Origin of the sequence: Mucilaginibacter sp. SG538B (assembly GCF_013376065.1) — a bacterium.
GTDB classification, from domain to species: domain Bacteria; phylum Bacteroidota; class Bacteroidia; order Sphingobacteriales; family Sphingobacteriaceae; genus Mucilaginibacter; species Mucilaginibacter rubeus.
This window is the reverse complement of sequence record NZ_JABMJI010000003.1, coordinates 929,731-949,127: the sequence shown is the minus strand read 5'-3', so window position 1 is coordinate 949,127 and position 19,397 is coordinate 929,731. Positions and strand designations below refer to the sequence as shown.

Annotated in this window: 21 protein-coding genes; 5 read left to right on the top strand and 16 right to left on the bottom strand. The window is 41.2% G+C overall.

Going from position 1 to position 19,397, the window contains the following annotated elements:
- Positions 1 to 48: 48 nt before the first annotated feature.
- Together FHW88_RS20030 and FHW88_RS20025 are read right to left on the bottom strand one after the other, a co-directional pair.
- Positions 49 to 369 carry a four helix bundle protein gene (locus FHW88_RS20030; RefSeq protein ID WP_218117241.1) on the bottom strand — a complete coding sequence of 107 codons (321 nt, stop codon included), beginning with the start codon at positions 367 to 369 and terminating at the stop codon, positions 49 to 51.
- A gap of 73 nt (positions 370 to 442) precedes the next feature.
- A complete protein-coding gene (locus FHW88_RS20025; protein ID WP_176627643.1) occupies positions 443 to 1,264 on the bottom strand; it encodes a thymidylate synthase in 822 nt (273 codons plus the stop codon).
- Positions 1,265 to 1,444: 180 nt separating this feature from the next.
- Between FHW88_RS20025 and ispE the strand changes: the two genes are divergently transcribed.
- The gene (gene ispE, locus FHW88_RS20020) at positions 1,445 to 2,245 is read left to right on the top strand and encodes a 4-(cytidine 5'-diphospho)-2-C-methyl-D-erythritol kinase (protein WP_176627642.1); all 801 of its coding nucleotides are present in this window, start codon (positions 1,445 to 1,447) and stop codon (positions 2,243 to 2,245) included.
- A gap of 325 nt (positions 2,246 to 2,570) precedes the next feature.
- Here the strand turns inward: ispE and FHW88_RS20015 are convergent, their stop codons facing one another.
- From FHW88_RS20015 to tgt, 5 genes are all read right to left on the bottom strand, one after another.
- A complete protein-coding gene (locus FHW88_RS20015; RefSeq protein ID WP_176627641.1) occupies positions 2,571 to 3,458 on the bottom strand; it encodes an NAD(P)-dependent oxidoreductase in 888 nt (295 codons plus the stop codon).
- Between the two features lie 3 nt (positions 3,459 to 3,461).
- The gene (locus FHW88_RS20010) at positions 3,462 to 3,740 is read right to left on the bottom strand and encodes a lipopolysaccharide assembly protein LapA domain-containing protein (RefSeq protein ID WP_167516085.1); all 279 of its coding nucleotides are present in this window, start codon (positions 3,738 to 3,740) and stop codon (positions 3,462 to 3,464) included.
- A gap of 1,008 nt (positions 3,741 to 4,748) precedes the next feature.
- Positions 4,749 to 5,651 carry a DMT family transporter gene (locus tag FHW88_RS20005; RefSeq protein ID WP_176627640.1) on the bottom strand — a complete coding sequence of 301 codons (903 nt, stop codon included), beginning with the start codon at positions 5,649 to 5,651 and terminating at the stop codon, positions 4,749 to 4,751.
- Complete coding sequence (locus FHW88_RS20000; protein ID WP_090526507.1) at positions 5,651 to 6,754, bottom strand: LptF/LptG family permease; 1,104 nt, start codon at positions 6,752 to 6,754, stop codon at positions 5,651 to 5,653. Before FHW88_RS20000 ends, FHW88_RS20005 begins: the two co-directional genes overlap by 1 nt.
- 65 nt (positions 6,755 to 6,819) lie before the next feature.
- The gene (gene tgt, locus FHW88_RS19995; RefSeq protein ID WP_090526509.1) at positions 6,820 to 7,950 is read right to left on the bottom strand and encodes a tRNA guanosine(34) transglycosylase Tgt; all 1,131 of its coding nucleotides are present in this window, start codon (positions 7,948 to 7,950) and stop codon (positions 6,820 to 6,822) included.
- Between the two features lie 224 nt (positions 7,951 to 8,174).
- Here tgt and FHW88_RS19990 point away from each other — a divergent pair, with 224 nt between their 5' ends.
- Genes FHW88_RS19990 through rsmG form a run of 3 tightly spaced genes read left to right on the top strand, consistent with a single transcriptional unit; the run spans position 8,175 to position 10,508 of the window.
- The gene (locus FHW88_RS19990) at positions 8,175 to 9,296 is read left to right on the top strand and encodes a glycosyltransferase (protein ID WP_255485378.1); all 1,122 of its coding nucleotides are present in this window, start codon (positions 8,175 to 8,177) and stop codon (positions 9,294 to 9,296) included.
- Positions 9,287 to 9,892 (top strand): RNA polymerase sigma factor, encoded by a 606-nt coding sequence (locus FHW88_RS19985; RefSeq protein WP_090526513.1) that lies wholly within the window; start codon positions 9,287 to 9,289, stop codon positions 9,890 to 9,892. The genes FHW88_RS19990 and FHW88_RS19985 overlap by 10 nt, the downstream gene beginning before the upstream one ends.
- A complete protein-coding gene (gene rsmG, locus FHW88_RS19980) occupies positions 9,882 to 10,508 on the top strand; it encodes a 16S rRNA (guanine(527)-N(7))-methyltransferase RsmG (protein WP_176627638.1) in 627 nt (208 codons plus the stop codon). Before FHW88_RS19985 ends, rsmG begins: the two co-directional genes overlap by 11 nt.
- Before the next feature lie 121 nt (positions 10,509 to 10,629).
- On the opposite strand, the gene FHW88_RS19975 is transcribed toward rsmG, so the two are convergent.
- From FHW88_RS19975 to FHW88_RS19965, 3 genes are all read right to left on the bottom strand, one after another.
- Positions 10,630 to 10,872 carry a hypothetical protein gene (locus FHW88_RS19975; RefSeq protein WP_091162272.1) on the bottom strand — a complete coding sequence of 81 codons (243 nt, stop codon included), beginning with the start codon at positions 10,870 to 10,872 and terminating at the stop codon, positions 10,630 to 10,632.
- Positions 10,873 to 11,163: 291 nt separating this feature from the next.
- Positions 11,164 to 12,915, bottom strand: coding sequence for a M56 family metallopeptidase (locus FHW88_RS19970; protein WP_176627637.1), 1,752 nt, complete (start codon positions 12,913 to 12,915; stop codon positions 11,164 to 11,166).
- A complete protein-coding gene (locus FHW88_RS19965; protein WP_176627636.1) occupies positions 12,912 to 13,289 on the bottom strand; it encodes a BlaI/MecI/CopY family transcriptional regulator in 378 nt (125 codons plus the stop codon). Before FHW88_RS19965 ends, FHW88_RS19970 begins: the two co-directional genes overlap by 4 nt.
- Positions 13,290 to 13,537: 248 nt before the next feature.
- Between FHW88_RS19965 and dprA the strand changes: the two genes are divergently transcribed.
- Positions 13,538 to 14,635, top strand: coding sequence for a DNA-processing protein DprA (dprA, locus tag FHW88_RS19960; RefSeq protein WP_176627635.1), 1,098 nt, complete (start codon positions 13,538 to 13,540; stop codon positions 14,633 to 14,635).
- Positions 14,636 to 14,785: 150 nt separating this feature from the next.
- Here dprA and FHW88_RS19955 read toward each other — a convergent pair whose 3' ends face one another.
- The 6 genes from FHW88_RS19955 to rfaE1 all read right to left on the bottom strand — a co-directional run bounded on the left by FHW88_RS19955 (position 14,786) and on the right by rfaE1 (position 19,381).
- Positions 14,786 to 15,262, bottom strand: a complete 477-nt coding sequence (locus tag FHW88_RS19955) for a SixA phosphatase family protein (protein WP_090526524.1) — start codon at positions 15,260 to 15,262, stop codon at positions 14,786 to 14,788.
- A 164-nt stretch (positions 15,263 to 15,426) separates the two neighbouring features.
- A complete protein-coding gene (locus FHW88_RS19950; protein ID WP_090526526.1) occupies positions 15,427 to 16,056 on the bottom strand; it encodes a porin family protein in 630 nt (209 codons plus the stop codon).
- A 131-nt stretch (positions 16,057 to 16,187) separates the two neighbouring features.
- Positions 16,188 to 17,195, bottom strand: a complete 1,008-nt coding sequence (locus FHW88_RS19945; RefSeq protein WP_255485377.1) for a glycosyltransferase family 9 protein — start codon at positions 17,193 to 17,195, stop codon at positions 16,188 to 16,190.
- Complete coding sequence (rfaE2, locus tag FHW88_RS19940; RefSeq protein WP_091162286.1) at positions 17,167 to 17,670, bottom strand: D-glycero-beta-D-manno-heptose 1-phosphate adenylyltransferase; 504 nt, start codon at positions 17,668 to 17,670, stop codon at positions 17,167 to 17,169. The genes FHW88_RS19945 and rfaE2 overlap by 29 nt, the downstream gene beginning before the upstream one ends.
- A gap of 81 nt (positions 17,671 to 17,751) precedes the next feature.
- Positions 17,752 to 18,318: a D-sedoheptulose 7-phosphate isomerase gene (gene gmhA, locus FHW88_RS19935; protein ID WP_090526533.1), complete on the bottom strand. Its 567-nt coding sequence runs from the start codon at positions 18,316 to 18,318 to the stop codon at positions 17,752 to 17,754.
- Positions 18,319 to 18,391: 73 nt separating this feature from the next.
- The gene (gene rfaE1 / locus FHW88_RS19930) at positions 18,392 to 19,381 is read right to left on the bottom strand and encodes a D-glycero-beta-D-manno-heptose-7-phosphate kinase (protein ID WP_090526535.1); all 990 of its coding nucleotides are present in this window, start codon (positions 19,379 to 19,381) and stop codon (positions 18,392 to 18,394) included.
- Positions 19,382 to 19,397 lie beyond the last annotated feature (16 nt).

Sequence of the window (19,397 nt, the reverse complement as noted above, 5' to 3'; positions counted from 1 at the left end):
GTAGTTATGCATTGCCTTTCCCAATGAATTTGATATAGATGTTTAATTTTACGTGAATTGTTCTAATTCCCGGAGCAGCGATTGATATTCGTCGTTATTGATCAGGCTTCTCGTATTTGCCTTTTTGAGCCAACCTTTGGTTTCAATTACTGATCCGCGGCTAAAATAGCAGAAGTTCTTATTCTCCTTGTAATGATAGCGTCCAAATCCTTCAGCAATGTTTGCGCCAATCAAATCAGATGAGCGAACAATTTGTTTACCCAAAGTGTCTTTAGCAAAGTATTCCCATTTAGCCACTATAAACCAAACCCTGTCGGAAAATGCTTCTGAAAGATTATACACTTCAAGTTCTTCAATTCTATTACTCATGATAAGATCAGGCGTAAAATAGGACAATCAAAAAATGACTCAATGACCAAATGACGCGAAGCCAATGACTAAGTTATACCGCCACTTCGGCCTTAATATGCGGCCAGGGATCATAATTCTCCAAAGTGAAATCTTCAAACTTGAATGAGAAGATATCTCTTACCTCCGGATTGATTTTCATGGTTGGCAGGGGGCGAGGACCGCGGCTTAGCTGCAGGCGCGCCTGGTCCATATGGTTGTTATACAAATGGGCATCACCAAAAGTGTGTATAAAGTCGCCAAGATCAAGGTCGCATACCTGTGCCATCATCATGGTGAGCAACGCATAGGAAGCTATGTTGAACGGAACGCCAAGGAAAATATCGGCACTGCGTTGGTACAACTGGCACGAAAGTTTTCCCTTTTGTTCCCCCTTCAGGGGGTTAGGGGGCTCTACGTAAAACTGGAACAAACTATGGCATGGCGGCAGGGCCATCTGGTTAACCTCGGCAACGTTCCAGGCCGACACGATGATACGGCGCGAGTCGGGATTGTTTTTAAGCTGGTTCACCACCTGTTTGATCTGGTCGATATGACCGCCATCTGGTGTAGGCCACGAGCGCCACTGTTTGCCGTACACGGGGCCAAGGTCGCCATTTTCGTCGGCCCACTCGTCCCATATTTTTACGCCATTTTCTTTCAGGTAGCGGATATTGCTGTCGCCGCTCAAAAACCAGATGAGCTCATGGATGATAGATTTGAGGTGCAGTTTTTTGGTGGTTACCATCGGGAAACCATCCTTGAGATTGAAACGCATCTGGTAGCCAAACACACTTACTGTACCGGTGCCGGTTCTGTCATGCTTTTGCGCTCCGGTTTCCATCACATGTCTCATCAGGTCAAGATACTGTTTCATTTTATTTTAAGTTAGATTCGGTTGATTGAGTTAAATTGGTTGATTAGGTTAATGCTTTGAGAAGGCAATGACTTAATGACCTAATGACTCAATGACCAAAGTTTCAAAAGGCAAAGAAAAATAATCTACCTTTGGTTTCCTACGGATGTTGGCAAATACATCACGTGTTAATTAATTTGTATGATTTTATTTCCGAATGCAAAAATAAACATCGGCCTCAATATTACCGAACGCCGGCCGGATGGTTATCATAATCTCGAAACCATTTTTTACCCTATCGACATTAAAGACGCCCTTGAAGTAGTGAAAAGCGACAAATTTAGCTTCACCTCAAGCGGGCTGGATATTCCTGGCCTACCGGAGGATAATCTCTGCGTTAAAGGTTATCAAATGCTCAAGCAGGACCATGACCTGCCACCGGTGAGCATTCATCTGCATAAGCATATTCCGATAGGCTCGGGGTTGGGCGGGGGATCGGCCGATGCCGCATTTTTTATCAGGTTGATGAATGATGAATTTAAACTCGGCCTTTCGGTAGATGAAATGACCAATTACGCGCGCCGCCTCGGTGCCGACTGTGCTTTTTTTATCGAGAACAAACCTGTGTTTGCTTTTGAACGCGGTGATGAATTTGAGAACATCAGGCTCGACCTGTCGGCTTATAAAATCGTGTTGGTAATGCCGCCTGTTCATGTATCAACAGGGGAAGCTTTTCGCGGTATAAAGCCGACCCCGGTAAAAGATTCATTGTTCGATTTGATCAACGAACCGATAGCTGATTGGAAGAAGCTTATCAAAAATGATTTTGAACAAACCGTGTTTGAAAATCATGCAGAAATCAGAGGCATCAAAGCGGCCCTTTATGAGGCAGGGGCCATATACTCAGGCATGAGTGGAACCGGAGCATCTGTGTTCGGTATTTTTGCTGAAACTCCCGATTTGAAATTTTTGGAAGGGGAGAACCAAGTGTTCTATTTGTGATGTCGGATTTCGGATGTTTGATTTCGGATTTGGTAGGATTCGGGAAGCTGTCCCGAAGCAAAATAAAAGCATCATTGCGAGGTACGAAGCAATCTCCGATTGGCAGGTCGTCCCTGTATAGTTTGGGATTGCTTCGTACCTCGCAATGACGTTGTGATATAAAACAATTCTGCTACGAAACTTAATTATCCTGCTGCATGTAAATGCCGGATGATTTATCGATCATTTTATCGGTCGATAGACCTTCCGGCATTTTATTTAAAAGAAATATCCGATTCCAAAATCCTACTTACAAATTCCGAAATCAAACATCCGAAATCCGAAATCAAATGCCCGCGTCTTCACTCACGCCTCGCCCTATGCCTTCCACCCAATCGTGCTCGCCCCAGCCTTTGGCAATAGCGGTTAATAAACGGCTGTGTACGGCGTTTGCAATAGGCATGGGCATCTCGCTTGTCTGCGATAATTTAAATGCGAGGCGCGCATCTTTATAACCCAATTTTGATTTGAAGCCTACTGGTTGATATTGCTTGCCGGCGAGGGCCTTGCCGTAGCTCTGGAAAATTGGAGCGTTGAAAAGCGTCGAGCTGAAAAAGTCGGCTACCTGCATTCTGCTTAGTCCGTTTTTTTCGGCAAGGGTGAATGCCTCGGCCATCATTTCCATGGATGCCATGATCATAAAATTGCCTGCTATTTTAACCACATTTGCACCTCCCGCCGAGGGGCCAAAATCAATCACTTCCTGGCCAAGTAAATAAAGTATAGGACGGGCGTCAATTTTAGTTTGTTCATCACCCGAAACGCAGATCCATAGCTTACGTGCAGCGGCTGCTTCGGGCCTTCCGAATACAGGAGAAGCGAGGTAGCGATTTCCTGCCTGTTCATGTAACCTGGCCAATTCTTCAGAAGTTCCAGGTGAAATAGTGCTCATGGATATGTGTACAGCATTTGGCTGTAGCGTTTTTAAAATTCCGCCGTCGCCTACAGCCGATTCTCGCAGCACTTCGTCATCTGATACCATAGTGATCAAAAATGGCACATTTGCCGCGGCTTCAGCAGGACTCTGGCATTTGGTTACACTGTCGGTGCCAAGCTCGTCTACCTTTGAAAGTGTGCGGTTGTAAACCTGCAAATGGTACCCTGAGTCAATGAGGTTTTTGGCCATGCTGATACCCATGTTGCCAAGGCCTATAAATCCAATCTTTGTTTTCATATTTTAGCTGATGTATTCCCTGTCTTCGTCACTTAGTGTATCGGTGTCGTCTTTTTTGTGCATGGCGTCATGATAGCCTTCAATATCGAACTTTTGTTTTTTAGGCCATGCCACGATCAAGCCCAATATAAAACCTGTTACCGCAACTACCAGCATCATCATTAGTTTGGATACCCTGAAAGTGGCGAACAAAAATTTGAAGTAAACCTCGTCGGTATTTTGCATCAGTACGATGGTAAGCAAAACTGCGATGGCTACAATGACTATTGTTTTAATGCTCATGATGGATGTTGGTTTTAGAGTAATACAATATCCGCTTTTTAAATGTTTAATAAAAATTGATCTCATGTAAATCGAGGTCATGGAATTTGATCGCGAAATAGTGCGGAGATGTGTCTGCATTTTTAGGTTCATATTTTATTGGCTGTGTCCACCTCCGGTAGCTCTTCAATTTAAGTCGCCCAGATTTTGCCCGGTTGATAATTGCCCTTTCAAAAAAATGAGGTGACAATAACCGCAGTGAAATTTTGCCCGTATTTTTCAAAGGCTAAAATCAGAACTTTTAATACCCCTGGAATTTGATATTGCGAGGATTTCTTTCGCCCAAAATTTCTTAGCGAGAATCCTGCGAGAGTGAAAAAAAATCCGTTCGAAAACTGATTTTGTATACAAGCAGGAGAGATGCCGCGATTTTTTTTTATTCCTGAATCATTACTTCACTACACTTTCTGACGTGGGCTTGTTCGTGCCGAATTAGAAAGTTTTACGCTAAATAAGATGTATTAATTATTTGATTTATAAATTTATATGATGATTTTTTGCTTGTTGTTTTTTAAATGCTAATTTTTTTAGTTTTTTGTGATTTTATTTGCATTGCTTTTGTTTGATTATTTGTTTATATGAATTATATAAATATCTGATTTTTAAATTTATATTTTTATAATATAAATAGTTAGTTCAAATTTATTAATCGATGTGAAATGACTTAAATTGAAATTGTATAGTTTGCCGATCCAATTTTTATATTGGAACTTAATACACTAAGTAAAAATTGAATTTTGCCGCTGTTTTGTGCTGAAGTATTGATTGAGCCCAGAATGCGGTAAAAAAATAGAATCGCTCTGAGGGGCTAAAAACGGCCAAATGAAGCACAAGGGTTTCACCCCTATTTTGGGTTAGAAATTAAAAAGCCGGGATAGATTTTGGGTTTTAAACAGCTATCAGGTAACCGGCAGAAGTATGGTTTCTGAAGCTGTTTTACGAAGTAACAGGAGGCGAAAAATATAAAGATCAGGCTTTGGTTTTGCGCTGGGTAATTTGCTTTCGGGCGACGGGGTACAAGAAGATTGTCGACAAAATAAGAAGCGCACCACTCCAAAACCCCGGCGTCATTTTATTCATGTCGCCCAAAAAAATAAACGACATTATGATGCCGTACACCGGTTCAAGATTGGTGATAAGCGCCACCCTGAACGCCGAAAGCTCGCGCATTACGGATACACCGGCAACGTAAGCGAGCGATGTACACACGGTGCCAAGTAGTACCAGGTAACCAATATCCGCTGGCTTTAACAACATGGCCCGGGTATAGCCGGAGGTTATCAAAAGGTAAATCGAGATCCATACAAAAGCGCCGGATAGCTCATAAAATGCAATAACCGGCGCCTGTAATTTTTGTACGTGGCGAGAGTTAATGATGGAAAAAAGGCTGGCGCAAACCGCGCTTACAAGTCCAGCTATAATACCCTTAGTGTATCTTGTTTCAAATTTGAAAATTAAAATGATGCCTGAAATAATTAAAATCCCGGCTAAAATTTCCAATTTTGAAATGCTTTTTTTATTGATGATCGGCTCAAATATTGCCGTGAAAAGTGTGATGGATGAGAGGCAAACCAGGGTAACTGCAACCGTCGAAAGTTTAATGGCTGCAAAGAAAAGGATCCAATGCCCACCCACAATTGCCCCCGTAAGCACCAGTTTGATCAGCGTTTTTCTGTCGACTTTAAAATCGGTTTTATTGAATTTAAAATACAAAAACAGCGAAACAGAGGCAATAAGTACTCTGTACCACACCAATTGTACGGCCGAAATGGTGATCAGGGCGCCTAAAATTCCGGTAAATCCCCACACAAAAACAGTAAAATGGAGTATTATAAGGTTCTTATTTAGGGTAGAGGGGGTGTTTTGCGCCATTATTTAGGTGCTTTTAAAAGTAGGTAATAGCCCAAAATGCCAAAAACGATGTTAGGAATGAATACAGCTGCCAGAGGCGACATGCCCCCTTTTACCGAAAATACAAGGGCAAACCGTTCTAATATAATATAAGCGAAGCATAATAGAATACCTATCCCCAGGGGTAATCCAACGCCTCCGCGTACCTTTCTCGACGATATGGAAACACCGATTAATGTGAGTACAAAGGCTGATAAAGGGTACACAAAACGGTGATATTTTTCAAAATAAATGGCCTTTAAATATTCCGGGCGGCGCAGTTTTTCCTTGTCAATATTCTTGTTCAGGTCGCTTAAAGACATGGCCTGGTATACGTTATCATATACAATAAAATCGCTCGGGTGCATATCCAAAACAGTGTCTTTTGGCGTGTTACTTGTAATGAATTGTTCTTTCATTCCGTTTACATATTTAACACTGTATTGTTTAAGCGACCAGATCCGTTTTAAAGAATCGTATTGAATTTGTTCGGCAATCAGTTTTTCACGCAACGTATCACCATTAAATTTCTCCATTATAAAATTGTAACCGAAGTGAGTTGTGGGATCGTAATTGGCAAGATAAACAAAAGTATGTTTGTCAATTTGCATGTGTACCTCCACCTTAGTCGGGTCATTGTCCATCATGCCATTGGCATTTTCAAAGTCGATTTTCAGCCGGTTTGTGAAAGGAATAAGGTATACATTTGCAAAAAAAGACACCACAAATATGATTGATGAAGCGATTACATAAGGTCTTAAAAATCGATTAAAACTTGCCCGGCCGCTCAATATCGGAACAATTTCTGTTTGGTTTGCCATCTTGGCTGTAAAGAAAATCACCGCCAAGAAGTTGATCAGCGGCGATAACATATTCAAATAAAATGGAATAAAACCCGCGTAATATCTGAAGACGATATCGTGCAAACTGGCGTGTTTATTCAGGAAGTTATCAAGCTTTTCTGACACGTCAAACACTACAGATATCACCATGAAAATGCCCATAGTAAATATAAAAGTGCCAAGGTATTTGCCAATAATAAACCTGTCGATGATCTTTAAATATCTATGAAAAAAAGCTTTCATCTGTCGGTTGTTTGATTGTTAATTTCCATGTTTTTCCTGGAGATTTCTTGTGATTTTATGAGTTGTTATAAACGCTGTCCAAGGCGCTTTACCATCATGTTTTTCCAATCGTAAAACTCACCCGCAATAATTTTTTTTCGCGCCTCTTTAACCAGCCATAGATAAAAATGGAGGTTGTGCAAGGTGGCGATCTGAGCGCCTAACATTTCGCCAGAGTGGATCAAATGACGTAAATAGGCTTTGCTGTAATCCCTGTCGGCAAACAGATCGCTGTCATCTTCAATGGCCGAAAAGTCGTTTTTCCATTTCTCATTTTTGATGTTGATGATGCCGTTTTTGGTGAAAAGCATGCCATTGCGCGCGTTCCTGGTTGGCATAACGCAATCAAACATGTCAATACCCAGAGCTATGTTTTCCAAAATGTTTACAGGTGTACCTACACCCATTAAGTAACGCGGTTTTTGCTGCGGTAATATATTGCATACAATTTCGGTCATAGCATACATTTCCTCGGCCGGTTCACCTACTGAAAGGCCACCTATGGCATTGCCTTCACGCTCATATGAAGCTATTACTTCGGCCGATCGTACACGCAGATCTTTATATACCGAACCCTGTACAATTGGGAAAAGCGTTTGACTGTAACCATATTTTGGTCCGGTGCTGTCAAACCTGTCGCAGCAGCGTTTCAGCCAGCGGTGGGTCATTTCTATCGATCGTTTTGCGTAGTTGTAATCGCAGGGATAGGGGGTACACTCATCAAACGCCATGATAATATCGGCGCCGATAATGCGCTGAATGTCCATTACATTTTCGGGAGTAAACAAGTGTTTTGATCCGTCAATATGCGAGCGGAAAGTAACCCCTTCCTCTTTTATTTTGCGTACCTCGGTTAATGAATATACCTGGTAGCCGCCGCTATCGGTTAAGATGGGACCGTCCCATCCATTAAATTTATGTAGTCCTCCGGCGCTTTCAAGTGTATTTAAACCGGGGCGCAGATATAGGTGGTAAGTGTTGCCCAATATAATTTGCGCCGAAATATCCTGTTTAAGCTCGTGCTGGTGCACCGCCTTTACAGTGCCGGCAGTGCCTACCGGCATAAAAATAGGGGTTTGTATGGTACCGTGGTCGGTAGTGATCTCGCCGGCTCGGGCCTTTGAAAGCGGGTCTTGTGCTGTTAAGTTAAATTTCATTTTAGGGTTGCAAAATTAGCAAAAAAAACCCTCATGCCCGTCCTTTCCAAAACGGCGGCAGGATAAAAGCTATTTATAAACGTGCTGAATATTAAAACCATGTTAATTAAAGTACTTTTATTTTAAGGGGGATTAAATAAGAGTACATTAAACTTCAAATTAACGCTGATATTGAGCCTTAATTTCATTGATTTTTAACAAATTTGCCTCATTATTTTTTTTGTTTGGAAACGTACTTACACGACGCGCTTTTTATTCTTTTTCAGCTTTGTTTTATAGTTCAGCTATATTACCTGGTAAGCAGGCATACCCGCCTTGCAGGCCATAAACCCGCCGAAGGGCCGCCGCCCAGAGTCTTAATCCCCATTTCTGTTATTATCAGCGCCCGCAACGAAGCCCGTAACTTAGAGGAAAATCTCCCATCGATACTGGAACAAAACTATCCTGATTTTGAGGTGGTTGTTATCAATGATTGCTCTTTTGATACTTCCGACGAGGTGCTTGAAACCATGCAAAAAAAATACGCCCACCTGAAAGTTGTTACCATTACCGAGCATGACCGCTTTAAAACCGGTAAAAAGTTTGCCCTTACCTTAGGCATCAAGGCATCAAAAAATGAACACCTTTTATTTACCGACGCTGATTGTAAGCCAGCTTCCGAAAACTGGATAAGCCGTATGGCAGCCAATTTTGCAAGCGGTGTGCAAATAGTTTTGGGATACTCTCCTTACTATAAAAAAGGTGGTTTTATTAATGCTTTTACCCGCTTTGAAACCATAAAAACAGCAACCAATTACCTGTCGGGCGCGTTAACCGGCGACCCCTATATGGGTATTGGACGCAACCTTGCCTATACAAAAACGTTATTTTTTAGTGCAAAAGGGTTTGCTTCGCACATGCACGTAATATCAGGCGATGATGACCTGTTTGTTAACCAGCATGCTACTCCTGACAACACAGTAGTTGAACTGAGCCCCGAATCATTTATGTTTACAGAGGCTAAAACCACTTTTAAATCATGGTTTAAACAAAAAAAGCGACACATGGGAGTAGGGAAACTGTATAAAAACCAGCACAGGCGTATGCTTAGTTTTGATGCAGTTAGCGGCTTTATATTCTATATTTTATTAATATTATTCCTTATTTTAAGATATGAACCGTTACTGGCATTAGGTTTGTACGTTTTTAGGTTGATATTACAAATGGCCATTTATAATCGTATATTTAAAAAACTTAATGGCAAAGACCTTTGGTGGTATCTCCCCTTTTTTGACCTATTATATTATACATATTTAAATGTTTTTGGATTGATCGGTACCTTTTTAAAAACTACTCAATGGAAATAAACGCCAACTTTACCGAGAACGCAAAGAATGATTTTCACCTGGTAGTGAAGGCCAGGCAGGGAGATCAAAAAGCCTATGCCGATTTGATGCACCGTTATAAAGACTCGATTTATTTCATGGTGCTTAAGATGGTAAACAACAAAGAAGATGCAATGGATTTAACGGTTGAAACCTTTGCCAAAGCATTTGAAAAACTTGAAAAATACCAGCCTGATTTTGCTTTTAGCACCTGGCTTTTCAGGGTAGCAACTAACAATTGCATTGATTTTATCCGCAAAAAGAAACTAAGTACCATGTCAATTCATGGCATGATGGACGATGAAGGGGATGAAAAACCGCTGCAAATTAAGGCGGATAGCCTTAACCCCGAAGAAACATCTATCAAAAAGCAACAAACTCAGGAGCTAAGATCATTAATTGAAAGCCTCCCCACGCGTTATAGGAACCTGATTACCTTACGCTATTTTGATGAGCTTTCGTACGAAGAAATAGCCCAGCAACTCGATCTCCCGTTAGGGACGGTAAAGGCGCAATTATTTAGGGCAAGGTACCTGCTTGGCAATATTATTAACCGTTTTAACAGGGATGACATCTGAAATAATTCTACAATATTTTCCTGATTTAAGTGCCGAACAGCGTGAGCAATTTGAAAAATTGCCAGCTTTATATGAACACTGGAACAGCCAGATCAACGTAATTTCCCGCAAAGATATTGATCTTTTATTTGAACGTCACGTGCTCCACTCGCTTGGGATTGCCAAAGTAATGGCTTTTTTACCGGGCGAAAATGTGCTTGATGTGGGTACCGGTGGGGGCTTTCCTGGTATTCCCCTGGCTATTTTATTCCCCGAAACACAATTTCATTTGGTTGATTCTATAGGCAAAAAAATCAAGGTTGTTACGGAAGTAGCTGCAGCCTTAGGCCTCAGAAATGTGAAAGCATCACACCTGCGGGCCGAACAAATTGCGGATAAATTTGACTTTGTAGTATCACGCGCTGTTACCCAATTAAAGGATTTTTATCCATGGGTAAAAGGTAAATTCAACAAGCAATCGAATAACAAATTACCCAACGGTATCCTGTATTTAAAGGGCGGCGATTTGGAGCAGGAGATCAAAGAATCGGGCTTAAAAGTTATCCAATATCATCTGAAAGATTACTTTAAAGAGGAGTTTTTCGAAACAAAACAGGTGATATACGTGAAGGGATAATCTATTTGTAATCCACCTTTCTGATTATAAATATGCACATAAAGACGCTACTGCGTTAAAGTAAATCACTTTACGCCTTCGCGTCTTTGCGAGAAATCATTTATAAAATGCGGTTTAACTTCTATATCAAATGATCATGATGCTGGTTGTCGGTGCGTGATGCTGCCCAAAAAACAAACCCCAGGAAAAATAACGCACCACCGGCAAAAACAGGTAGTTTAAATGTCCATCCACCATTTAAGCCGGTAGTAATAATTGAACTGCCAGAGCTATCTACCGCATTGATGGTATGCTTATAAAAAAAATTACCTGCAATAAGCATCACAATGCCTACTATTGCTAAAATGATCCCAAACTTTTTCATATTATGAGGTTTAAAAATGAACAAAATCAGGTTAACGGTAAGGTCCAGGAAGTATAATTGGTACTTATTAAACAAAGCGTATTTTAATGTGTTTGCTTTGTTTTAGATATATTTTAAAAGAAATTGTCCCGATTGGATATATCTAAGTTACAAATTTTTGGATACTAAAAGAAATTATTTAGCTATTTGTAAAACAGGGCGGTTAAAGAGAACGGAGGGATTTACGCAGAAAATTGCCGGGACGGTTTTAGGCCGGTCGGCAATTATAAAAGCTTGTTTAAAGCTTTATCTTTATTTGTTTTCTTTTGCGGGGTAGCCTACCACAATAACTTCGCGAAGGGTAGTTGAAGCTTTTGTAGAAGCCATTGCCTGATCATATTGCTTTGAAGGTACAGGGGGGTAATAGTTATGATTGTCAGCAACTAAAGCCATAGATATGGGTAAATTATAATGGCCTGATTTTATGCCGAGATTACCGTCGAAATTATTTACAACTCTTAATATTTCATTATCTATATCCTGATCAACGCCTTCGACAAGGGCCACTTCACTTATTTTACCATTAATAATATTAAAATTTAACGTCACTTTTCCCGAAATGTGGTTTTCACGTGCTTTTGACGGATAGCGTGTGTGTTTAGCGACGTACATATATAGGGTTTGAAATGGATCTGCAGGTGGCGGGGGCGGCGGGACACGTTCTGCAACAGCTGGTGTGGGGGCCTTCGGGGTAACAGGTGCCCCTTCTATCACTTTAGGTGCTTTCTTTATCTTTTCCGGATTTGCAGGCGGTGGCGGAGGTGGCAGCTTTACATCAATAACCTTAGGTTTTTTGCTGTTTGCGGGTGGAGCAGGCGGAGGTGGTGGAAGCTTTGGATAAATTAACATTTTAGGAAATGTATAGCCGTATTTAGTTTTCAGTGTAGCCAGTTCTTCCGGGGTAGCTTTGCTTTTATAGTATTCTTTTTGCTCTCCGTTCTTTTCGGTAATAATTACCCTGAAATCGGTTTTTTTATTAACAAGGTAACCGGTTTCTTCGTATTTAAAACCTTTGGCAGTAACATCTGCTTTTTTTATTCGGACTGGGTCTACTTTTACAGTGTCGGCGGGGGCTGTATGCGTATTGGCCACCTTTTTATTGACAATTTCCTGTTGGGGTATCAGATCGAAAAAAACATAAGTTTTACTGAATACCAGGGTTGATGCACAAAGCAGGCCGGCGCATATGGGTACGGCCACGAGGTATTTTAGCCTGGCTAATTTCCCCGAACGTTTTTGGTTTAACATAATTATCCTCTTTTTTAATAAGTTATAATTGAAAAATGAATGCGCCAGGGGCGAGCCGTTTAACCCATAAGCATTGCTTACCAAAAACGACGAATAGCTGAGGGCATCACTTTCCTGCGCGGCAGTTTGCTCGTCGGCTATATATTCATGGATGGTTTTCAGGCTGATTTGCAATAAATAAACCAGCGGATTAAACCAATTGATAATCTTGATCAACTCCAGAAAAACAATATCAACCGAGTGTTTTTGACGAATGTGAACCAGCTCGTGCCTGATAATGATATTATTAGCTTGGGTTTTTGTGCCAATAAAAAGGTAGTTAAAGAAGGAAAAGGCGGTGTTTGATCCCTCTATATTGATGAGTTTATACTTATCATTAACCAGAGTTTTGGTGGCCTTTGTTAGTTTGACCAATTGATAAAGCCTGATAAAGAGTACTGTGGTAAGTACTATTGTACCAAGTATATAGGCGTAAACCAAAATATCGTTAAAGGTTAACGTTGGCTGCACAGTAAGCTTTTGCACGGTGGTTTGGTAAGCCGTTTGCGGAATGATAACGATTGTTTTTGTTGCAGTTTTAACCGGTTTTAGCCAGCCAATTTGTACAACGGGTAATACAAATGAAATCACACAGCTCAATAACAGGTATATACGGTTTAAGGTATAGTGTGTTTCTTTATTTAAAAACAAGCAGTACCCTGCATAAAATACGCATAGGTACAAGTTTGCTTCAAGCAAATAATATAGCCAGTTCATTGTTGTTTGCTTTTAAGTTTATCAATTAATGATGTTAGCTCGTCCAGTTCTTTTACGCTGATGTTCTTTTCATCCACAATAAAGGATACCAAACTTTGATATGAGTTGCTGAAATAGTTTTTCATCATCTTATCAAATGTGAATTTTTTGTACTCCGCATCGCTGATGAGCGGAAAGTAAACATGCGAGTTACCATAGGCCTTATGGTCGATAAAGCCTTTGCCCTCCAATACCCTTACCACAGTCGACACTGTGTTATAAGCGGGTTTAGGCTCCGGCATTTCTTCAATAATGTCTTTAACAATAGCTTCTTTCAGTTGCCAAAGGATCTGCATTACCTGCTCTTCGGCTTTGGTTAGTTCTTTGATACGCATAGTAAACTATTTTTATAGTTGAATAAAGGTAAAACTATTTTTATAGTTTGCAAACTATTTTTGTAGTTTTTTAATAGGCGTGCGAATTAGGAATGTGCAGATATGCAAATTAAATAAGGAAAGACATATGGTTTAAAGTTGAATATGATATCCACACTTTATATATTGTATTGCAAATAACAGGTCCTGCTTGAAAATCGCCCGAATATTTATAATTTGCAAGGCTATAATCCGTACGTCTAAACCCAATGTCATTACTCCATAAAGTAGCTTTATCTTTTGTTAAAAACCTCGGGCCGGTAGCGGCTAAGTCACTGATCGCATATCTTGGCAGCGTAGAAGAAGTGTTTAATGCATCGCCCGAAAAAATGACCAGGATTCCGGGAATAGGTGAGAAACGCGCTGTAAAATGGGATTTTGACGATGCTTTGAGGCAAGCCGAAAAGGAGCTGAAGTTTTTAGAAGGTCACAATATCGATGTTATTTTTTATACAGATGCCCGTTACCCCAAGCGCTTAAAAAATTGCCACGATTCACCGGTGCTGCTTTATGCGAAGGGCAAAATGGATCTTAACCCGCCCCACATTATTAGTATAGTGGGCACCCGTAACGCTACCGATTATGGCAGGCAATTATGCCGCCAGTTAGTTGAGGAATTACAGCAATATAATGTATTAATAGTAAGTGGTTTGGCACATGGTATTGATGTAGCGGCACATAAAGAATGTGTAAAGCTAAACGTGCCAACCATCGGTGTACTTGGCCATGGGCTTGACAGGCTTTATCCTGCTCAAAACCGGGCCACTGCCGATAAAATGCTCGAAAACGGCGGTTTACTATCCGAATATCCTTCGGGCACTAATCCCGACAGGGAAAACTTTCCGCAGCGAAACCGGATAGTTGCCGGCATTGCCGATGCAACTGTGGTAATTGAAGCCAGTATAAAAGGAGGTGCGCTCATCACGGCCGAAATTGCCAACTCCTATAACCGGGATGTTTTTGCTTTTCCGGGCAGATTGGGTGATGAATTTTCTGAAGGATGTAACTTCCTGATCCGCAATAATAAAGCAAGCTTGCTCACCTGCACCGCCGATCTGGCTTTTAGTCTTGGCTGGGAAAAGAACGATGCCAATAAACCTGTAGAGCAATTTATGCTGCCTTTTGATTTGTCGGCAGATGAACGGCTGATTATGGAGATATTGCAGCAGAATAAAACGCCGCTTGCCATAGATGATCTTACTTTAAGGGCTAATATGCCTATGAGCCAACTGGCCATGAACCTCCTTAATATGGAAATGCAAGGGTATATCAGTTCGCTGCCGGGGAAAACTTATAGAGTGAATTGAGTGGGGAGTCCGAAAGTCGGTAAGATTCTTATTTAACGGTAATTTTTTTCCGTAAAATTTGAAATAGTTTCGCCTCGCTGGCGACTGATGAAGGTCAAATAGTATTTTTTCTTTCGGACTTACGGACTTCTCTGACTTTCGGACACAACGCTACCCCTTCGGTGAATCAAAATGCGTCAGTGTCCCGTCTTCTTCGCTGATGGATTGCCATGTATCGTTTTCAAAGGTAATGATGGCCACGGCACAGGTCGGCATCTCTTTTAGCTGGCTGGTGAGGTAATATAGTATTTGGCTTATACCCGGGTTATGGCCAACTATGCCTATATAATCATATTCATCGGGCAGGCTATTAACTACTTTAACCCAGGTGTTTTCGCTGGCTTCGTAAATTCTTTTGTCTTCCCCAGGAGCCGGTAATTTAAACTGGTTAGCAAAAATTTCGGCAGTAGTTTTGGTACGCAGTGCAGGGCTGGTTATTATAATTTGAGGTATTTGTAACTGTCCTTTTAAAAGGGTGGCCATTAAAACCGCATCCTGCATACCCGATTGTTTTAAAGGCCGGTCAAAATCAACATAACCGCTTTCATGGGTAGCTTTTGCGTGGCGTATTAATAATAACTTTTTCATGATTTTGAACGGTTGACCGATCGGTTTGTAATGTTACGGTTTTGTGATTATAACGTGAGACATTTATAATAAGTTTCCAATAATACTAAATAAATAAGGAGAAGCTGTTGCTTCTCCTTATAATAAAAGACAGACAAAGTCTACTTCAATTTTTCACCAGGTTATTAAAACGCATAACCGACTGAAATTCCGAAAACGCGGTTTTTAAGTTTGCCGGTATCGTCGTTTGTAATGTTCGACAAGCCCAAGTCGTAGTTAGCATTGATTAGGAAACCGGTTTTAAATTTGAATCCCACAATAGCATTTGCTCCAAATTCCGTCCGTTTAACTTCATTTTCTCCGCTACCGAATTTCACGTCTTCAGATTGTTCATCTCCGTTTACCTTGATTTTTTCTTTGCCGGAAATACCCATACTTAAGAAAGGGCCGGCGCCAAAATAAAAATCGCCTACAACAGCAGGAACGTGGTAAACGACGTTTACAGGTACTTGGAGATAATACAATTTAAATTGTGCAGAACCTTCAAAATCTTCGTCATTTGATCCACTAAAACTTCCACCTTTGCCAGTGAAGTTAAGGGCCGGCTGTAACGAAACGTTTCCGAATTTGAAATCAACAAAAGCACCTACATTAAATGTTGTTAAAGTACCTGAGTTAATAGACAGGTTGCTGCCGTTTGAAGTTGCGTGTAACGTTGCGAAGTTTACACCTCCTTTAAAACCAACAGTAGGTAATTGTGCAAATGCTGCAAAGGATGCCATTAAAAGGCACAGGCTTAGTAATGTTTTTTTCATCGTGTAAGGGATTTAAGTTAATACACAAAAGTATACAAATACACTAACATTAAAAGGTATCTGATGTTTTTTGGTGAAATATTAACAATTGTGGATTTGTAAGTATAACTTAGGCAAGGTCACACCCGCAATTAAAGATTGGAGAAGTCTACAATATCAGCTTCTGGCATATCGTTCATACATTTAAAGTGTCCGAGCGGGCATTTTTCAAGTCCGAATTTGGAGCAGGGACGGCAGGATAGTTCAATACCGGCAATCAGTGTTTCTTTTACTTTATAAGGCCAAACCCCCAGCAAATCGGGTGTGGTGCCACCCCAAACCGAGGCTATAGGCACATTAAACGCTTCTGCAATATGTGTGAGACCTGTATCAAAACCAATTACATTTTTTGCGCGCGATACCAAAAAAACCGATTCATCAAGAGAAGTTACTCCGCATGCATTGTAAACAGATTCACCAACTGCCGTAGCTATTTCATCGCCATTTGCTTTTACATCATTACCGCCCAATAACAAAACAGGTAAATTAAGCTGCCTGCAAATGCTGATGATCTTGTAATTAGGCATCCGCTTCGTAAAATGTGTTGCACCTATTACAAAAGCAACATAGCCATGTTGATGGCTAACCGGCAGTAATTTAGTTATATCGTGTTGGGCTTTGATATAATAATCTATAGGTTTATCGTCATTAACTACGCCTAAAAATTTAACGGCTTTTAAATACCTGTCAACCAAATGTTCCTCACTTACCAGGTTGCGTTTCAGTTTTAAACTCAGCCATTTCAGGATCGGCTGTTTTTTGTAGGTGGATGCCTTGATGCCTGTTCGAAGCTTGATGATGCTTGTGCGAAGATTATTATGCAGATCAATGATCTGATCATACTTTTCTGCCTTAATGTCGTTAATGGTATCTGTTAACGAGGGTTTTAGTAACAGCAACTTATCAATATACGGGTTATTATCGTAAATGTATTTGAAAGCTGGTTTGGTTAAAAAATGAACTTCGGCATCAGGGATCTGCTTTTTGAGGCAGCGCACAACAGGCGTAGTATAAATTATATCACCCATCGAGCTAAAGCGGATCACCAGTATCTTCATGTCGTTATCAAGTTCAGGAAATCTGGTTCCTGATTTTTTCAATTATGGAAGTGGATGAATACCCTTCAACAAAATTAATGGTTTTAACCTCGCCTCCGTTTGCTATCACTTCTTTAGCCCCTACAATGTTTTCAACCGCGTAATCAGCACCTTTTACCAGGATATCCGGCAGGAGGGAGCTGATTAAATTCAAGGGCGTATCTTCCTCAAAAACGACAATGGCATCTACAAAAAATAATGCCGCCAACAGTGCTGCACGGCTGTTTTGATCATTTACCGGGCGGGTTGGCCCTTTGATGCGCCTTACCGAGCTATCGGCATTAAGGCCAATCACCAGCTTGTCGCCAAGTTCGGCCGCTTTGGCCAGGTAGGTGAGATGGCCTATGTGCAGCAGGTCAAAAACACCATTGGTGAACACCACCTTTTTGCCTTCAGCTTGCCAGTTTTTGATCTGTGCCTGTAGCGACGGCTGATCTGTTATTTTATCAAGAAGGGTTTTTTCGAAGCCGGTCCTCATTTGTTTTTCCTGTAAACACACATCACATGTGTCTTTGTATATTATTAGAACGACGCATGTGATGCGTCTCTACGGTACTGTTTAATCAAAAAGGTCATCAACGGCAGTACACAGGATATGCCCGATAAGGATATGCATTTCCTGGATACGCGCGGTAATGTTTGACGGCACGATGATGTTAAGATCGCAAAGACCATTCATTTTACCGCCATCCCTGCCCGAAAGGCCTAAGGTTTTAACTTCCAGTTTTTTAGCAGACTCAAATGCCGCCAGGATCCCCGGACTGTTTCCGCTCGTCGAAATGCCGATGAACAAGTCGCCCGGTTTGGCAAATGCCTCCAACTGGCGTGAAAATACATGTTCGTAGCCGTAATCATTGGCAATAGATGTAAGCGCCGAAGTATCAACTGTTAATGCAATGCCCGGCAAGGGTTTACGATCTTTTACATAACGCCCGGTAAGCTCTGCTGCAATATGCTGAGCATCAGCAGCACTGCCGCCGTTACCAGCCAGTAATACTTTATTGCCTTTTTTTATGGTTGAGGTAATCATATCACAGGCTATCTCGATATCGCCGCCAAGCGTATCAATTACCCTTTGCAGCGTATCCTGGTGATCTTTAAGTTCGTTTAATATTTTTTCGTTCATTCGTTCACTGGTTCATTAGTTCATTGGTTGGTTAGGGCAAGCACATTCAAACCATTGGCCTTTAACCTCTGCCTTACCTTTCGCTTTTTAAAATATCCTCAACAATCTCATCTACCGTAGTTGTTGCGCTGCCCACGTGGCGAATTACTATAGCAGCCGCGTGGTTGGCCAGTTCGCATGAATCCTCAATGCTTAAGCCTCCCGCCATAAAGTATGCCATGGTGGCCAGTACAGTATCGCCGGCACCTGTTACATCAAACACTTCGGTTGCCTTTACCGGTAAACTTTGATAGCCCTCTTCGCTTAATATTACCATGCCTTCTTCGGATAAGGTAACTACTATATATTGAGTCCCGGTTTGTTCAAAAATTACCTTACCGGCCTGTTGCAGGCTTTCTATCGAGTTGATCTTATCGGTTTTAGCAGCTTCAGACAATTCCTTGCGATTAGGCTTAATGATAAAAGCGCCTTTGTATTTTTCGTAATTAAGCCCTTTGGGGTCGATGATTACTTTTTTGCCTTTAGCATTTGCTGCTTTTATAATGCCCTGGGTTAGGAACGGCGAAAACAGGCCTTTGTTATAATCAGATAAAAGTACCATATCTGCGTTGTCAATATAACCGCTTAGCTTACTAATAAGCTCGTTGGCGATAGGCTCCGATACTTCGTCGGTAACTTCACGGTCAACACGTACCAGTTGGTGGCTGCCAACAACAACGCGGGTTTTTACTGTGGTAGGGCGGTTGCTATCTTTAATAATAGTGTCAGTTTCAACGCCTTCGTCGGTCAGGATTTTGATCAATTCTCCGGCAGCCTGGTCATTTCCAATTATGCCGGCAACAATAACTTTTGCACCTAATGATACCAGGTTTTGAACCACATTACCGGCACCACCTAATGTAGTGGTTTCGTTTTTAACGTTTACAATAGGCACAGGCGCCTCGGGCGAAAGGCGGGTAGCATTGCCCCATATATAATGGTCAACCATCAGGTCGCCAATAACAAGTATTGCCGGTTTGCGAACCGTAGCCTGTATAGCGTGTACTTTATCTTTTAGGTTCATTTAATTTAGTCATTGT

What these genes read in the sequence shown, in the direction of transcription:
- FHW88_RS20000 (WP_090526507.1), bottom strand. Translation starts at nt 6,754, where the DNA reads ATGAAAGCTTTTTTTCATAGATATTTAAAGATCATCGACAGGTTTATT.
- FHW88_RS19965 (WP_176627636.1), bottom strand. Translation starts at nt 13,289, where the DNA reads ATGCGTATCAAAGAACTAACCAAAGCCGAAGAGCAGGTAATGCAGATC.
- dprA (WP_176627635.1), top strand. Translation starts at nt 13,538, where the DNA reads ATGTCATTACTCCATAAAGTAGCTTTATCTTTTGTTAAAAACCTCGGG.
- gmhA (WP_090526533.1), bottom strand. Translation starts at nt 18,318, where the DNA reads ATGAACGAAAAAATATTAAACGAACTTAAAGATCACCAGGATACGCTG.
- FHW88_RS19985 (WP_090526513.1), top strand. Translation starts at nt 9,287, where the DNA reads ATGGAAATAAACGCCAACTTTACCGAGAACGCAAAGAATGATTTTCAC.
- FHW88_RS20005 (WP_176627640.1), bottom strand. Translation starts at nt 5,651, where the DNA reads ATGGCGCAAAACACCCCCTCTACCCTAAATAAGAACCTTATAATACTC.
- rfaE2 (WP_091162286.1), bottom strand. Translation starts at nt 17,670, where the DNA reads ATGAGGACCGGCTTCGAAAAAACCCTTCTTGATAAAATAACAGATCAG.
- tgt (WP_090526509.1), bottom strand. Translation starts at nt 7,950, where the DNA reads ATGAAATTTAACTTAACAGCACAAGACCCGCTTTCAAAGGCCCGAGCC.
- FHW88_RS19970 (WP_176627637.1), bottom strand. Translation starts at nt 12,915, where the DNA reads ATGAACTGGCTATATTATTTGCTTGAAGCAAACTTGTACCTATGCGTA.
- FHW88_RS20030 (WP_218117241.1), bottom strand. Translation starts at nt 369, where the DNA reads ATGAGTAATAGAATTGAAGAACTTGAAGTGTATAATCTTTCAGAAGCA.
- FHW88_RS20010 (WP_167516085.1), bottom strand. Translation starts at nt 3,740, where the DNA reads ATGAGCATTAAAACAATAGTCATTGTAGCCATCGCAGTTTTGCTTACC.
- FHW88_RS20025 (WP_176627643.1), bottom strand. Translation starts at nt 1,264, where the DNA reads ATGAAACAGTATCTTGACCTGATGAGACATGTGATGGAAACCGGAGCG.
- FHW88_RS19975 (WP_091162272.1), bottom strand. Translation starts at nt 10,872, where the DNA reads ATGAAAAAGTTTGGGATCATTTTAGCAATAGTAGGCATTGTGATGCTT.
- FHW88_RS19950 (WP_090526526.1), bottom strand. Translation starts at nt 16,056, where the DNA reads ATGAAAAAAACATTACTAAGCCTGTGCCTTTTAATGGCATCCTTTGCA.
- ispE (WP_176627642.1), top strand. Translation starts at nt 1,445, where the DNA reads ATGATTTTATTTCCGAATGCAAAAATAAACATCGGCCTCAATATTACC.
- FHW88_RS19955 (WP_090526524.1), bottom strand. Translation starts at nt 15,262, where the DNA reads ATGAAAAAGTTATTATTAATACGCCACGCAAAAGCTACCCATGAAAGC.
- rfaE1 (WP_090526535.1), bottom strand. Translation starts at nt 19,381, where the DNA reads ATGAACCTAAAAGATAAAGTACACGCTATACAGGCTACGGTTCGCAAA.
- rsmG (WP_176627638.1), top strand. Translation starts at nt 9,882, where the DNA reads ATGACATCTGAAATAATTCTACAATATTTTCCTGATTTAAGTGCCGAA.
- FHW88_RS20015 (WP_176627641.1), bottom strand. Translation starts at nt 3,458, where the DNA reads ATGAAAACAAAGATTGGATTTATAGGCCTTGGCAACATGGGTATCAGC.